At 56.1% G+C, this 15,208-nt stretch carries 11 protein-coding genes and 1 pseudogene; 7 read left to right on the top strand and 5 right to left on the bottom strand.

Features of this window, described 5'->3' with window-relative positions:
* Positions 1-15: 15 nt before the first annotated feature.
* Positions 16-2,220 (top strand): methyl-accepting chemotaxis protein, encoded by a 2,205-nt coding sequence (locus QRN85_RS05710; protein WP_284756892.1) that lies wholly within the window; start codon positions 16-18, stop codon positions 2,218-2,220.
* A 114-nt stretch (positions 2,221-2,334) separates the two neighbouring features.
* Here the strand turns inward: QRN85_RS05710 and QRN85_RS05705 are convergent, their stop codons facing one another.
* The 5 genes from QRN85_RS05705 to QRN85_RS05685 all read right to left on the bottom strand — a co-directional run bounded on the left by QRN85_RS05705 (position 2,335) and on the right by QRN85_RS05685 (position 8,994).
* Positions 2,335-3,162 carry a beta-keto acid cleavage family enzyme gene (locus QRN85_RS05705; RefSeq protein ID WP_284756893.1) on the bottom strand — a complete coding sequence of 276 codons (828 nt, stop codon included), beginning with the start codon at positions 3,160-3,162 and terminating at the stop codon, positions 2,335-2,337.
* A 7-nt stretch (positions 3,163-3,169) separates the two neighbouring features.
* The gene (locus tag QRN85_RS05700) at positions 3,170-4,399 is read right to left on the bottom strand and encodes an MFS transporter (protein WP_113170697.1); all 1,230 of its coding nucleotides are present in this window, start codon (positions 4,397-4,399) and stop codon (positions 3,170-3,172) included.
* A gap of 15 nt (positions 4,400-4,414) precedes the next feature.
* Positions 4,415-5,185: a cyclase family protein gene (locus tag QRN85_RS05695; RefSeq protein ID WP_062590094.1), complete on the bottom strand. Its 771-nt coding sequence runs from the start codon at positions 5,183-5,185 to the stop codon at positions 4,415-4,417.
* 419 nt (positions 5,186-5,604) lie between these two features.
* Positions 5,605-7,548: a methyl-accepting chemotaxis protein gene (locus QRN85_RS05690; protein ID WP_113170696.1), complete on the bottom strand. Its 1,944-nt coding sequence runs from the start codon at positions 7,546-7,548 to the stop codon at positions 5,605-5,607.
* Positions 7,549-8,226: 678 nt separating this feature from the next.
* The gene (locus QRN85_RS05685) at positions 8,227-8,994 is read right to left on the bottom strand and encodes an EAL domain-containing protein (protein WP_062590096.1); all 768 of its coding nucleotides are present in this window, start codon (positions 8,992-8,994) and stop codon (positions 8,227-8,229) included.
* A 186-nt stretch (positions 8,995-9,180) separates the two neighbouring features.
* Between QRN85_RS05685 and QRN85_RS24490 the strand changes: the two are divergent.
* The 6 genes and pseudogenes from QRN85_RS24490 to QRN85_RS05650 all read left to right on the top strand — a co-directional run bounded on the left by QRN85_RS24490 (position 9,181) and on the right by QRN85_RS05650 (position 15,207).
* Positions 9,181-10,463 (top strand): annotated as a pseudogene (locus QRN85_RS24490) (ABC transporter substrate-binding protein).
* A gap of 206 nt (positions 10,464-10,669) precedes the next feature.
* Positions 10,670-11,497 (top strand): DUF3100 domain-containing protein, encoded by an 828-nt coding sequence (locus QRN85_RS05670; protein WP_113170695.1) that lies wholly within the window; start codon positions 10,670-10,672, stop codon positions 11,495-11,497.
* Positions 11,494-12,006 (top strand): hypothetical protein, encoded by a 513-nt coding sequence (locus QRN85_RS05665; protein ID WP_062590099.1) that lies wholly within the window; start codon positions 11,494-11,496, stop codon positions 12,004-12,006. The genes QRN85_RS05670 and QRN85_RS05665 overlap by 4 nt, the downstream gene beginning before the upstream one ends.
* 58 nt (positions 12,007-12,064) lie before the next feature.
* Positions 12,065-13,222, top strand: coding sequence for a M20 aminoacylase family protein (locus tag QRN85_RS05660; protein ID WP_113170694.1), 1,158 nt, complete (start codon positions 12,065-12,067; stop codon positions 13,220-13,222).
* 33 nt (positions 13,223-13,255) lie between these two features.
* The gene (locus QRN85_RS05655) at positions 13,256-14,191 is read left to right on the top strand and encodes a LysR family transcriptional regulator (RefSeq protein ID WP_244475535.1); all 936 of its coding nucleotides are present in this window, start codon (positions 13,256-13,258) and stop codon (positions 14,189-14,191) included.
* A 128-nt stretch (positions 14,192-14,319) separates the two neighbouring features.
* Entirely contained in the window at positions 14,320-15,207 is an 888-nt protein-coding gene (locus tag QRN85_RS05650; protein ID WP_113170693.1) for an NAD(P)-dependent oxidoreductase, read from the top strand.
* Position 15,208 lies beyond the last annotated feature (1 nt).

Here is a 15,208-nt window from a genome sequence, read left to right as displayed (position 1 = left end):
TTGTCGGGGGGACAAATGGGCAATCGGGTTCGTAAACCTATTTGGGTGAAAATGACGGCTTACGGCTTTGGAGCCGTTTTGTTTGCGAGTGCGACTATCGGAGGGCAGGCATGGTATGGCCAGTCCATTGCGAATGAAGACGCACTTCGCAGCAAGGCAAAAAGCGACCTTTCTCTTATTCAGACGGATATGGGTGCGACGCAGAGAGCGGCGGCGGCAGTCGCCTTGGCGATCGCCAGCGATCCCGACACCGCAAAACTCATTCTTGGAAAAGAAAAGGACGCTATCCTGGCCAAATACGGGTCCGGCCTTCCTGCCATCTCCAAGGAAGGTGGCCTGCAATTTGTGACCTTCATCGATGCGAAGGGCGTCGCAGTTGTGCGCCTTCATGCCCCTGACAAGTCTGGTGATGACATGACTGGCCGTCGCAAGATGGTTGTCAAAGCTCTTGCCACGGGCAAGGTCGCCGCAGGCATCGAGACCGGCCGCGCCAGCATCGGCATGTATGCGTCAGCACCGGTTATCGCTGACGGCAAGCTCGTTGGCCTCATCGATGTCGGTACTGAACTGTCGAACCCCTATTTCGGCCCCATTGCCGATCGAATCGGCGGCGAGATCGCCGTCAATGTGGTGGCCGACGGAAAACTTCAACTTCAGGCATCAACACTGGACGGAAAGTCCATGCTGACGCCAGAGCAGGTCAAGGCGGCTTTTGAAGGCAAGCCTGTGTCCGAGACGATACTGTCGGAGGGAAGGGATATCGTCGTTCAGGCTGTACCCTTTACGAATTTCTCGGGCGAACCGCTTGGCGTCTTCGAGGTCGGAGCGGACGCTACGCAAATTCTCGCGGCAAGCTCCCGATCGCTCTGGACAACGGTTGCCGGAAGCGTTGCCGTGTCACTGCTCTCGCTGATCGGCTTCCTCCTGTTTGCCCGGTCTTTCTCGAAGGTGATTGGCAATTTGACAAACACCATGTCACGACTGGCAGAAAATGACCTCGACGTAACGATCGAAGGCAAGGAACGCCCCGACGAGATAGGAGCGATGGCGTCCGCCGTTCAGGTCTTCAAGGAAAATGCCGTACGTGCGCGCTCGCTTGAGAACGAGGCAACAGCCAGCCGTCAACAGACCGAAGAAGAACGCCAGAGGGCGAGTGAGCTCGAACACAAGCGGACGATCGAGATGACGGAAGCGACCCGTTTGCTTGCCGACGGATTGCATAAACTCTCTCTGGGCGATCTGACCTATCAGATCAAACAGCCGCTTTCTGCGGATTTCGAAAGTCTTCGCTCTGATTTCAATCAAGCCGTCAGCCAGCTTCGCGAGACATTGAGCGCCGTTGCGCAGTCCACCTCCGCAATCGACAATGGCTCACGAGAAATCAGTTCGAGTGCAGATGACCTGTCACGCCGTACGGAGCAGCAGGCAGCTTCGCTTGAGCAGACGGCGGCGGCGCTGGACCAGATTACGACGAATGTTGCCAACTCCACCAAGCGTGCGGACGAAGCGCGCAGCGTCGCCATCCAGGCTAACCAGAGTGCGCGCCAGTCTGGCGCAGTGGTGGCCTCTGCCGTCCACGCAATGGGCAAGATCGAACAGTCCTCGGGCCAGATTTCGAGCATCATCGTCGTTATCGATGAAATTGCATTCCAGACGAACCTGCTGGCCCTTAATGCCGGTGTAGAAGCGGCCCGCGCCGGTGAGGCCGGAAAAGGCTTCGCTGTCGTTGCACAGGAGGTTCGCGAACTGGCCCAACGGTCCGCAAAGGCTGCAAAGGAAATCAAGGAACTCATCCGCAATTCAAGCGCCGAAGTTGAAAGCGGCGTGACGCTGGTGAGCCAGACGGGTGATGCGCTGAAGGCCATCGAAGAATATATTGTCACGATCAACCAGCATATGGACGCCATTGCAACATCGGCTCGGGAACAGTCCGTGGGTCTTGCGGAGGTCAATACCGCCGTCAACCAGATGGACCAGGTCACACAGCAGAACGCTGCAATGGTGGAAGAGGCAAACGCTGCCAGTGCGACGCTGGCAAATGAAGCAAGAAATCTGCGAGAGCTGGTGTCGCGCTTCAAGGCGGACAATTCGTCAGCTAGGCCAACCTCTGCCTCGCCAGACGTCGACAAGCCCCATTCTTCGCCCGCAAGAACGATGTTGAAAAAGGTCGCCAGCTCGTTTGGATCGAACGCGGTTCGGGACGACTGGCAGGAGTTCTGACTCCTTTCAGCGAAGTGAGTGGCCATCAGCCATAGGACATCAGCCGTTCTGGCACTCAGTCGCCAATTGGGCTTGCTGACCGGGCCCCTTTGTACGAGGGACCCGGCAGATGCATCAAGCTGTTCTCAAGTCGAGCGTTGCACGGGCATCGGCAGGTGTCGCAACCTGCCGGTTGGCTTCACTGACGATGCGACCGGCGCGGTAAACGAACTCGGCATTTGATGCCGCAAGGCGGTTCTTGGCGTAGAGGACGTTATCCTCCATACCCACGCGGATGTTTCCGCCCATGGCCACTGCCGTCATCAGTATAGGCATATGTCCGCGACCGATGCCGATTGCCGACCAGTGAGCGTCCTTTGGAAGCAGGCCTCGCAGATAGACGAGGTTCTCGACCGTCGCCGTCGTTCCCCCCGGTGCGCCCAGGACGAACTGATAGTATGCGGGGGCCTTCAGGACCCCCTGTTTGAGATAATACTCGGAGTTATAGTACATTCCTGCGTCGAAGATTTCGATCTCGGGTTTTACGCCGTTTTCGATCATCACCCTTCCGAGCTTTTCGAGAAAATGCGGGTGATTGATGAAGAGCGTGGAGTGCGCCCAGTTCATCGAACCGCAATCATAGGAGGCCATTTCGGGCTTCAATTCCACGAGATGCATCATACGGGTCTCGTCGGTGGCGTTCAGGTCTCCTGACGTGGTGAGGTTCAGCACGATGTCGCACCGTTCCCGGATGAGGCCGACGGTTTCGCGGAATTTCCCGATATCCATCGTACCTGTGCCCTCATCGTCCCGCATGTGGAGATGAGCAATAGCGGCACCGGCCTGCCAGCATTCGAAGACGTCGTCTGCGATCTCGCGCGGTGTTAACGGAATGGCGGGGTTATGTTCCTTCGTCGGCCACGCACCCGTCGTGGCGACGGTGATAATGGTATTTTCGTTCATCTTAACCTCATAGGTCCTTGGGGCCGGAAGACGCCTTTTGGGCATCTATGTTGGGCAGGGTAAGCATCGTCAGCCCTGCAAGCAGGAAGAAACCGGCGCAAATCATAATGCCCGTCGCAAAACTGTATTTCTGGGCGATGAAACCCATGACAAACGGTGCGAAGGCAGAGATGCCGCGCCCGATATTGAAGCAGAAACCGGCGCCAAGGGTGCGAATGCGGGTTGGAAAAAGATCGGGCAGATATGACCCCATCAACCCGACAAAGGCGGTAAAGAATGCGTAGACCGGTCCCATGACGAGCAGCGCGGTGGGATCCGTCATCGAGATATAGATCGGCAATGTGATCGCCGTTCCCAGGAAGGAAATCACGACCGCTTTCTTTCTGCCGATACGGTCGGCGAGATATCCGAAGACATTGTATCCGATGAACATGCCGACGTTGAGGACGATGAAGAACATGAACGCAGTATTGGCGGGAAGTCCGCGTTCCTTGATCATGAACATTGGCAGCCAGGTGCTGGCGCCCCAATATCCGATCAATCCGCAGCTTGCGACGAGCGTTGCAAGAATGGTGTTTCGAGCAAGCTCGGGAGCGAAAATATCCTTCACCGACGTCATCGCGCCGTCAGACTTCGCCTTTTGCCGCTGCCATGCCTCCGATTCCGGTACGAATAGCAGGTAGTAGATCGCCGCAAGCATTGATCCGCCACCGGTTAGAAACAATGCGTGCCAACCAAATTGCGGGATGATGAGGTAAGCCAGAAACGAGGCGACCCCCGCACCGACCGGGAAGGAAGACAACACGAAGGACGCAGCTCTGCCTCGCTGGTGCGAGGGCCATGTTTCCGAGATATAGGAGACAATGATGCTCCAGACGCCGCCAAGACCCAGACCCGCGAGGAAACGCAGAATGAGAATCTGGTGCCAGCTATTTGTCAAGTAGATCGCCATCGTCAGCAGGCCGAAGGAGGTCAGGCTCCAGAACAGAACCTTGCGGCGACCAAAATTGTCCGCCGCCCAGCCAATCGCGATGCTGCTGAAGCCGATGCCGACCATGGTCGCGGTCGCCAGCAATCCGCCATCCGCTGGTGATATCGCCAGATCCGTGATGATTGCTGGCATTGCCATGGCAAGAAGAAAGATATCCATGGCGTCAAACATGTATCCGGCAAAACCACCGATCATCGTATGCCATTTGACATCAAGTTTTTCAGAAATTTGATTTGAGTTGTTCATGGCCATATCCCCCCTTTAAGCGTCAAGAACCGCAACAGCGCGACACCAGCCCGCGCTTGCGTTTTTGATCTTGATCGGGAAGCAGGAGAGCTTGAAACCGAACGGCGGCAGAAGGCCGAGATTGGTCAGTTTCTCCATGTGGTAATACTCTTTTTCGATGCCGGCGAAGTGCCCCTCCCAGATGATCGAGGCATCTCTGGTCTTTTCGAATTCCTCGGCAATCAGGCTGAGTGGGCGGTCCCAGCTCCAGGCATCCGTACCTACAATCTTTACGCCCTGTTCGAGAAGGTAGAGCGTGGCCTCACGGCTCATACCGCATCCTGCGGAGAGGTAATCGGCAGAGCCCCATGCTGTCTCGGCGCCTGAACGGATGACGACAATATCGAGCGGCTTCAGCCTATAGCCAATGCGCTTCAACTCGGCCTCTATGTCGGCTGCCAACACTTTGTAGCCATTCGGCTTTTGGGAAAAATCGAGTACGACTCCATCCGAGAAGCACCATTCCAGCGGTGCCTGGTCGATCGTGCGGGCTGGCTTCCCGCCATCCATGGTCGGATGATAATGCCAGGGCGCATCAAGATGAGTGCCGCTATGTGTGGTCAGGCTGACATATTCAATCGCCCAGCCCAGTCCTTTTGGCAGGTCGGATTCCTTCGCGACAGGAAAGAACTGCCGCATATGCTCTGCGCCTTGTCTGTGATCCCGATAGTCTATCGTCGTCGACATGGAAGGCGGATCGCACGGCGTTCCATCCTCCAGCGATACGCTGAGGTCGATAATTCTCATTGGTTCTCCACCCAATTATACGGTCACTGCAGATGCAGTGGTCCCCCCATTTTTCCTCTCACCACCGTGCCCGAAGCCCGGCGCATCCGAAGGTTAGAAAAAATAGACGTACGTACAACCTTTTTTAATCTGACAGCTGTTTTGTTTTTCAGAGGGTCAACGAGTGACCGCAGATTGGGAAAATCGATCACACACGGGAAATAGCCGCGCTGCTGCCGACGGACGTGCTCCTCCAGAAGGCCGTCGGGTTAAAACTGGATCTCTGATGGAGTGGAGGAAAATCAGCGTCGGGTCGTCGAGACGCTAAGGCCCGACAAACCTAGGGGGGTGGAATAGGTGAAGTGGATTTCGACACTTGCGACAAAACGAAAAACAGGCGGCCGGGTTTGGCCGCCTGTTTTTGGGTTGCGGGTGGGCGCTTAGAACTCTTCCCAGCTATCCGGTGCCGCAGCGGTGTTGCCGCCGCCTTTACCCATGGCGCTCGCGACCTTCGCAATCATGCGGCGCGCAGGGGAGGGCGCCGGTTTTTGATCGCTTTTGACGGCGACTGGCTTGCTTCTTGCCGCCTCGACAGAGTCGATGCGGAACTCGGACACGATCTCTCGCAGGCGTCGGACTTCTTCGGCCAGCGTGGAACTGGCGGCTGTCGATTCCTCCACCATAGCAGCGTTTTGCTGCGTGACCTGGTCCATCTGGTTGACCGCAGTGTTGACTTCCGAGAGGCCGACCGACTGTTCACGAGCCGACGTGGCGATGGCATCGAGTTGTGAGTTGACGACCACAACCTGCTCTTCGATGACCTTTAGTGCGTCGCCCGTTTCCTGAACCAGCCGCACGCCTGTGCTGACCTCGTCGACGGAATTGCGGATGAGATCCTTGATTTCCTTTGCCGCCTGCGCTGAGCGCTGAGCGAGTTCGCGCACCTCCTGTGCAACGACAGCAAAGCCTTTTCCAGCCTCGCCAGCACGTGCCGCTTCGACACCGGCGTTCAGAGCAAGAAGGTTGGTCTGGAAAGCGATTTCGTCGATGACGCCGATGATTGATGAAATCTGGTTGGAAGACTGCTCGATACGCTGCATTGCGGATACTGCGTTGGAGACAACCTCACCCGACCGGCGCGCAGACTTGTTGGCTTCCATTGCCACGTGGCGAGCGTCTTCTGTCCGCTTTGACGAGCTTGAAACGTTGGTGGTGATTTCGTCCAGAGCCGCTGCAGTTTCTTCCAGAGATGCGGCTTGCTGTTCGGTGCGCTTCGAGAGATCTTCGGCGCTTTGGCTGATTTCGCGAGCCCCGTTATCAATGGAGCCGGTAGCACTCGCCACTGCCCGCAAGCTGTCGCACAGCTGTCTGACGGCTGCGTTGAAGTCCGATCGCAGCGATTCAAAGTCTCCTGCAAAAGGTTCGTCCAGCTGGAAAGTAAGATTGCCGTTCGACAGTTGCCGCAGACCTTCTGCCAGTCCGGATGTAGCCTGTGCCATCTCTTGCGTACGCTGACGCTCGACCTCGGCGTTGCGCAGCCGCTCCGCTTCACCTGCACTGCGGGTGGCCTCTGCGGAGCGTTCGAGGTCCAGGGCACGCAGTCCATTGTCCTTGAATACCTGCACGGCCTTGGCCATAGAGCCGACTTCGTCACGCCGATCAATGCCATCGACAGCAACATCGAAGTTTCCAGTGGCGAGCACGCTCATCGTGTTCGACAGGTTGCCGATAGGTTTGACCAGCCAAGCTCGCACTGCAACAAAGCCAAGCACGAGTACCGCGAGGATAACGCCTGCCACAAGGCTTAGCGTTTTCAGCGCCGTGCTGTCGACGAAGGCCGATTGCTCGTCACCCATGGCGTTTGCTTCTTCCGTGACCGCTGTCGTTACGGCTGTAAAGCGCGGTGAAAGGCTAGCGAAGGCCGGTTGGCATTCTTTCAGAAAGATCGCCTGCGAACTGGAAATATCCGTCTCCGACGTTGCGGCCCGTCCTGCTGCAATCGTTGCCGAGCAGGTCTCATTGAAGATCTTGAGGCCATCCGCCTTCAACTGTTTGATGTCGCCGTTCTCAGGCAAGAGGGTGATTGCTTTGTCGATGAATTTCTTGAAGCTGTCCTCGGCATCCTTGATGGAAGCAGCGGCACTGGCATTGTTTTCCGCAGTACGGGCCATTAACAGATCGCCAACACTTGCGCGAAATGCCTGCAGGCTGCGGTTTGCGCGCGCCAGAGACAAGGCTGCGGTCTGGTGACCATCCATAAGAGACTGATAACTTTCATCAATTTTATGCAGTTGATTGGTCTGGTAAACTGCGAGGGCGACTGCGAGAAGGCCGAAGGTGGCCATGATCGCGAGAAATTTTCCGACGATAGGGACGTGCTTCATTTTGTCTCCTGGATTGCATCTTAGAGGGGGTTATTTTTTTGATGCCACTCACAAATAACGCCGCAAAAGCCACTGGGAGGCGGCACACGGCACGCATGGGTGTTTACTCCGTGCCTAGATCGTCGGATCTCACAGAAACGGGCCGAACTGGGCGCAGTCGAATGGCGGCTTTGACGGCCCCATCCAGGCATCCGATTTGTCTTTCAAATGAAATGAGAGCAGCACGCCTCGTTCGTCACGATATTACTGGTCTCTGTCAGTAACGCGAGTGGAATATACGAAGTAAATAATTTAAACATAGTTAATTTTTAATATGACCGAGAAAATAAAATATAAAAAAATATTTTTACCAAGTAATATTTTGTGAATACATAAATTATTTCCTTCGATTTCTTGATTTTGATCAATTTTCCCTTCTGACGGGAGATGAAATTTTTGAATTAAAAATTTACACATGAATGATGCTGCTCTTAATTTGTTTTAAGTGCAAAGTTTCGCGTCATACTGACCGCGTTCCTGGATTTTAGGAAGGCGACAAAGGCGCGGGCGAGGTGGTGGAGGCGTCGACAAACGCAACGCGCCCGGTCTTATTGCCGGGCGCGAAAATTCATATACGTCTGTGGTGTAGCGCCGGAAGAGACGGAGCAATTCGGCAGGTCGGTATGGCAGTTCTGCCTGTTAGGCCGCGATACTGCTCAGCATCTCATCGGTCGGCGGTAGCGCCAGTGCCTCAAACAAGGGTTTGGAGAGGAGGTAGCCTTGCACCAGAGACACTCCGAGGTCTCTCAGGGCTGCGAGTTCTCCGCCGGTCTCAACCCCTTCGCACAAAGGAACGATATTGAGATCGGCCAGCATGTCGAGCGTGTGTTTGACGATCTTTCGCCGTACGGGGTCCTTGTCGATGCCACGTATCAGATCCATGTCCAACTTGACGATGTCAGGTTGAAAATGTGTGAGCAGTCCAAGGCCCGAATGGCCAGCACCGAAGTCATCAATCGCCGTCTGGAAACCCATCTCCCGGTAGGTGCGCAGGATGTTGAGGATGTGCGCAGTGTCCAGCTTTTCTGTCTCGGTAAATTCGAAAATGATGCGATTCAGCGGGAAGCCGGTCTTCATGGCAGTGGCAAGCGTCAGGCGAATACAGGCACGTGGCTCGTAAACGGCGTTGGGCATGAAATTGATGGAGAGCTTGGCGGTGTCGGCCGGGTCGTACAGCTTTGCAGCAAGCTCGATTGCTTTCACCCGGCATTGCTGGTCGAAGGCATATCGATTGCTCTCGTCGACCTGCGTCAGAACGGAGCCAGCCCCTTGGCCCTCTGCACCACGCACCAAAGCCTCATGTCCGAAAATTGATCCTGTCGTGATATCCACGATAGGTTGGAACGCCATCGAGAACGGCAAATTGAGAGCCGCACCCTCATGGCAGCCTTGGCACTTCGTCGACATTAAAAACCATCTCCATCTTTATCTTAAATCAGCATATGCAAATTCAATTAAATATCCCTTCTTTTGACCGGATTAAATCGAGCAAAAAAGCGGTAATTTGCTGATGATTGCTCCGGCCTCGCCCATTGCTTAAGTCGCCGTAGCCATTACGGAACAATTGAAATCGTAGGACGCGAGCGGCTCTCCATGGCCGTACGCAATCTGCTCGCAGAAGGCTTGGCCTACGCCTTGGGCACGGGTGTCAAATTTTCCAACGGGGAAAGCTTCAATGCCGACGACGTCGTTTTCACGCTCAACTATATCGTCGATCCCGCAAACAAGATCGTGGTCTATGACAAGGTGAAATGGATAAAGTCGGCTGAACGGCTGGACGATTACAACGTCCGCGTCCACCTTCAGGCAGCTTACCCCGCCGCTCTCGAGCTGTTCAGCATGTCGGTGCCGATTTATCCCGACGAGTACTATCAGAAGGTGGGTGCGTCTGGAATGTCCACCAAGCCTGTAGGCACAGGTCCCTATGAGGTCGTATCCGTTACGCCGGGATCGAGCATCACGCTCCAGAAAAACCCTGAATATTTCGCAAGTCCGAAGCCTGCGGCGAAGATTTCCAAGGTCGAAATCCGCACCGTCAGGGACATCAATACGCAGCTTTCCGAACTGATGTCGGGCAATCTGGATTTTATGTGGCAGTTCCCCGCTGAGGTAGCGCAAAAGCTGAAGAGGGCGGGCGATTTCAAGGTCGAATCGGTCGAGACGATGCGGATCGGCTTCCTCGTTCTTGACGCCATGAACCGTTCAAGTCCCAAAAGCCCGATGGCCGACATCCGGGTTCGAAAGGCAATGAACCATGCGATCAACCGAGATGCTATCGTCGCTGGTCTGGTCGGTGAGGGTTCGAAAAAAAAGCCAGCGCCTGCTCTCCCATCCAGTTCGGATGCGAGACGGATGTGACCGAATATAATTATGATCCCGCAGAGGCAAAGAGATTGCTGGCGGAAGCCGGCTATCCCAACGGCTTCACGGTCGAGATGGGTGCCTACCGCGATCGATTGCTGGCAGAAGCCATGATCAATGATTTGGCGGCGGTCGGCATCAAGATCAACTTCAACATGATGCAGAATTCAGCCCTGGGTGCACGACGAATGGAAGGCTCCATGCCTTTGGCTTATCTGACGCATGGCTCCAGCTCGATCGCCGATGTCTCGGCTATCACGCCTGAATTTTTCGGCTTGGGTAAACAGGATTATGCGGGAGACAAGGAAATTGCAGCACTATTGAGTGCCGCGGGTTCCACGATCGATGTCGCGCAACGCAAGGAGAAATATTCCGCCGCCTTCAAGCTCATTGCAGACAGGGCCTACTGGGTTCCGCTTTGGACCTATCCTTCGACGGTTGCAACATCCCAGGAACTGAACTTCAAGGCCACATCCGACGAGCTCGTACGCTTTTACGACATGTCCTGGAATTGATAGGAAGCCGCTACGCAAGCGACAGCGTAGCGGCTTTCATCCACGTGTGACCGGATGAGAAAGATGACGATCCATTAGCGAAGCGTTGCTGAAAACAGAACGCTTCGTTGCTTTAGCTGCCACTACCCATCAAGAACTCTGTCGCCATACTCTTTCGCCAGCCGCTATAAAAACAACATCTGCGGTGAGACGAGAGGAACAAATCAATGAACAAATTCACAGCCAATGGCTGGGGACTGCATTTTATCGTCCTGGCCATCGTCATTGTGGCGGAGGTCATCGGCATCAGACGGCTGCCTATCGGGATTGGCACCGTGGTGTTTCTACCGATCCTTTACGCCTTTGCCATCGGTATCGCACTCAACCCCCATATCCTGAAGAAAACAGCGGCACTTATTCCACCGAAAGCGGTGAAGTTATCGGGCACGATGATCACGATTGCGATCATGCCCTTTATTGCCCGATTTGGAACGACCGTCGGTCCGCAGATCGATGCCATCATCGAGGCGGGGCCGGCGCTGGTCATTCAGGAACTGGGCAATCTGGGTACGATTTTGATTGCGTTTCCTGTGGCCGTCTTTCTGCTGCGCATGGGTCGCGAGTCTATCGGCGCGACATATTCCATCGATCGTGAGCCCAACCTGGCCGTCATTGCAGATCGTTACGGGCTGAACAGCCCTGAAGGCGCGGGCGCCATGGGCGTCTATGCGACGGGCACCCTCATCGGAACGTTTGTTTTCGCCATCATGCCGCCTTTGATTCATTCCCTGGGCTGGTTCGATTACCGCGCTCTTGCCATGTCCTGCGGTGTCGGTTCGGGCAGTATGCTTGCAGCCTGCACGGGTGGACTGGTTGCCATCATTCCCGAGAGCAAGGACGTCATTCTGGCTCTGGCTGCTGCCAGCAACATTCTGACATATGCGACGGGTCTCTATGTCGGCCTGTTCGTTGCCCTGCCGCTCACGGAATGGCTTTACCGCAAGGCGCGCCCGAACGACCCTGCCAATTCTGCCCTGAAGGAGACACGTGTATGAGCATTCCTCACGCCACCCCCGTGGAACACGAACTTCCGCAGCATGGTGAAGACGAGCGCAAGATCAACGTCATCAGCTATTCCGGCCTTCTGATCGTTGCCTGTGCCATCGGCCTTGTCTCCAACTGGATCGCTACAGGCACCAATCCCATTGTCGCCCTTCCGGGAATGGTGGTTCTTTACGCCCTTTCCGTCGCAGGGCTGCTGATGGCACGTTACATCCCCTTGTCTCTTCCCTCCGTCGCGTGGACATCCTTGCTGGCCATTGTGGTGACGATCCCCGGTGTTCCCGGTTCCGCCTGGACACTTGCGCAGGTTCAGTCGCTGAACTTTCTGGCGCTGGCCACACCGGCGCTGGCCTATGGTGGCCTTGCCCTGACAAAGGGTGAGTTCGACATTGCGCGGAAGTCCGGCTGGAAGATCGTTATCGTGGCGATCTGCGTGATGTTCGGGACCTATATGGGCTCGGTCGTGATCGCTGATCTTTCATTACGGCTGAGTGGCAACTAAGAATGACGTGTGGTCGCCATGTTCGGCGACCACACCCACGACGAAAGGGAGTGACGCGATGGTTTCGATTTCGGGCGAAGAGATAGAAGAAGCGATTGGCTGGAGACACCATCTTCACCAGCATCCTGAACTCGGCTTCGAGGAACACGAGACATCGGCATTCATCGCCACACGTCTGGCGCAGTGGGGATACAAGATCCACACAGGCTACGGTAAAACGGGCATTGTGGGCACTCTGTCCAAGGGAAGTTCGCAACGGGCGATTGGCATCCGTGCCGATATCGATGCCCTGCCGATTGCCGAACAGTCAGGTGTTTCCCATGCCTCGCGCACACCCGGCAAGATGCACGCATGTGGACATGATGGCCATATCTCCATGGCGCTTGCAGCGGCGCGTGCTGCAAGCCGGTCCGAATTCGACGGAACCGTCCACTTCGTCTTCCAGCCTGCCGAGGAAAACGAAGGCGGCGGAAGAGCCATGGTCGAGGATGGGCTGTTTCGCGATCTTCCCATGGACCGCATCTTCGGTCTGCACAACTGGCCGGCGCTCGAGCTTGGAAAGCTGGTGGCCCGCGATGACCGGATGATGGCGGCTTTCGGAACATTCGAGATCAAGGTTACCGGTCGGGGCTCCCATGGCGCAATGCCGCATGAGGGGGCAGACCCCATCGTGGCGGCGTCCCAGATCGTCTCCGCGCTTCAGGCGATTGCCAGCCGCAATGTGTCGCCACTCGAATCCGCTGTTGTCTCCGTCACCCAGATCCATGGTGGCGACGCCTGGAACGTCATTCCCGAAGAGGTTGTCATCAAGGGAACGACACGCTGGTTCGAAGAAACCATCGGTGCAAAGATCAAGGATCGCATCTCGGTCATCGCCAACAATGTCGCTGCAAGTTTTGAATGTAGCGCGTCCCTGGATTATCTCTCCCGCTATCCCGCGACGATCAACGATCCCGAAAGCGCACGGATCGTGCGTCAGTCGGCAGCCAGCCTGTCGGAGATCGAGATCGTTGATGCGCAACCGAGCATGGCCGCAGAGGACTTTGCCTTCATGTTGCGTGAAAAGCCGGGATGCTACTTCTGGCTTGGTGCGAAGAAAGAGGGCAGAAATCCGGGCCTGCATTCGTCCTTTTTCGATTTCAACGACCAATTGCTGCCGTTGGGAGCGCGCATGTGGCTGGCGCTCATCGATAGCCAGCTTCCTAAAGCCGGATAGATCACGCTGGCGTCCATGACATATTGACTGCATTTGCTTGATGGCAAATATGCTGCCATGGAAACGCTGGATGCCAAAGCCTTAAGAATATTCATTGCCGTCGTGCGGTGTGGTTCGATCCGTAGCGCCGCTGAGCATCTCGGCGTCGCTGCTTCCGTCGTCAGTCGCCAGATCGCTGATACCGAGAAGAATGTCGGCCTACCCCTCTTTAACAGGACCAGCCGTGGCGTCGGTTTGACGGATGCCGGGGGCTTGGTTCTGGACCATGCCCAGCGCGTCATCGAAGACAGCGGCCTGCTGTCTGAACAACTGAACCAGTTGCGCGGTGTTCAGCAGGCGCGCGTGCGTGTGTGCTGCGGCGAAGGATTTCTGGGAGATCTCATCGAGCACGGGCTTAAAAGTTTCGCCAATGTGTATCCTTCCGTCAGCTACAATCTGACGCTCGGCAGTACCGACAAGGTGCAGGAAGATGTTGCAAACGGCGATGTCGATATCGGTATTGCCTACAACCCGGTCATAGATACGCGCATTCGTTCGCTGGCTATTTCCCGCCAGCCGCTGTGTCTGGTTGCTGCACCGGGGCATCCTCTGCTTCTCGAGCAGTCGGTCTCTCTGGAAGCCTGCCTTGAAGCGTCGCCCTACGCGCTTCTGACCAAAGGGCATGGCGTCACCCAGCTTGTGAGCCGCACCGCTGCGGATGTCGGTTTAGCCGTGGCGCCCATGTTGGAAACGCCATCTATCGATGTGCTCCGGCGTTTCGTCATGGCGGGGCTGGGAATAACCTTTCTGCCGCGCTTTGCCGTCACCACCGAGATTACTAGAAGCGCACTCGGCGTGGTCGAGCTGAGCGATCCCCTGCTTGCTCAGGCAAGCGCCTACCTCATGGTCAAGGCGCGTCGTCGGCTGCCGATATCGGTCGAGCGTCTCGGCAGTTTCCTGGCGTTCGAAATGACCGCTTTCCAGCAGTAAGTTGCGTTGCTTGGCGAGCAACGCGCTGTTCCCTGTCGACCAGCTATCGGGATCACACGAATAATGACAGCCTGTCTTCTTGATTGACCGCCTTATTGCTCGGGCGGCAACGCGAAGAGGTTTACAGAATGTCTAACAATAATAAGGGAATAGTCGGGGTCGTCGGCCTTGGCAGCATGGGCCTTGGAATGGCCCAGACATTGGCAGCAAGTCAATTCGAGACGCTTGGATTCGACCTGTCGGAGGAGCGTCGGGCGCTGGCAGCGAAAAGCGGTGTGACGCCGGTTTCAACGATCAGCGAACTTTTCGAAAAGTCAGCATTTCTCGTCTTTTCGCTACCCACGGCAAAGGACGTTGCCGGTGTCGTCAACAACCACATCGGTGTTCTCGACGCCCGTCAGGGGCAAAAGATCGTCATCATCGATACCTCCACCTCCGAACCGGATGTGAGCAGGGAACTTGCCGACAAGCTGGCAGGGCTCGGACACGGCTTTCTCGATGCTCCGGTCAGCGGCGGACCAGCCGGTGCGGCGAGTGGCAAGCTGACCATGATGATCGGTGGCTCGGATGAAGATGTGGCCGTTGCGGGGCCGGTTATCGAGGCCATGAGTGCCAAGGCGCTGCATGTGGGACCAAGCGGCGCAGGCAATGTTGCAAAGCTGGTCAACAACCTTCTTGCTGCGGCGCACATGGTTACGACCAGTGAAGGACTGAAACTGGCCGCTGCGGCCGGCATCGATCCGGAAGCTGCATTGCGTGTGCTGAATGCGGCTTCCGGCCGCTCCATGATCAGCGAGGTCCATTTCCCGACCTGGATCATGTCCGACCGTTTTGATAGCGGCTTTTCAATGGGGTTGATGCGCAAGGACGTGCGGCTGGCAAGCGAGTTGGCCGCCCGCACGGGTGCAGAGCTTCCGCTGGCAGATGCGGTGGCAAAGCTTTGGGCAGGTTCCACCGAACTCAACGACACAGACGACTTTACCCGCATGGGCGCTTTCAAAAGCGCAGGGAAGTAAA

It is taken from the genome of Agrobacterium sp. fls2-241-TYG-188a, from assembly GCF_030209845.1.
Note: the sequence above shows the minus strand (reverse complement) of the source record. Positions and strands in the feature narration are given on the sequence as shown.

Coding starts and splice junctions, on each gene's coding strand:
- QRN85_RS05695 (WP_062590094.1), bottom strand. CDS start 5,185: ATGAGAATTATCGACCTCAGCGTATCGCTGGAGGATGGAACGCCGTGC.
- QRN85_RS05650 (WP_113170693.1), top strand. CDS start 14,320: ATGTCTAACAATAATAAGGGAATAGTCGGGGTCGTCGGCCTTGGCAGC.
- QRN85_RS05705 (WP_284756893.1), bottom strand. CDS start 3,162: ATGAACGAAAATACCATTATCACCGTCGCCACGACGGGTGCGTGGCCG.
- QRN85_RS05700 (WP_113170697.1), bottom strand. CDS start 4,399: ATGAACAACTCAAATCAAATTTCTGAAAAACTTGATGTCAAATGGCAT.
- QRN85_RS05690 (WP_113170696.1), bottom strand. CDS start 7,548: ATGAAGCACGTCCCTATCGTCGGAAAATTTCTCGCGATCATGGCCACC.
- QRN85_RS05670 (WP_113170695.1), top strand. CDS start 10,670: ATGAACAAATTCACAGCCAATGGCTGGGGACTGCATTTTATCGTCCTG.
- QRN85_RS05665 (WP_062590099.1), top strand. CDS start 11,494: ATGAGCATTCCTCACGCCACCCCCGTGGAACACGAACTTCCGCAGCAT.
- QRN85_RS05660 (WP_113170694.1), top strand. CDS start 12,065: ATGGTTTCGATTTCGGGCGAAGAGATAGAAGAAGCGATTGGCTGGAGA.
- QRN85_RS05710 (WP_284756892.1), top strand. CDS start 16: ATGGGCAATCGGGTTCGTAAACCTATTTGGGTGAAAATGACGGCTTAC.
- QRN85_RS05685 (WP_062590096.1), bottom strand. CDS start 8,994: ATGTCGACGAAGTGCCAAGGCTGCCATGAGGGTGCGGCTCTCAATTTG.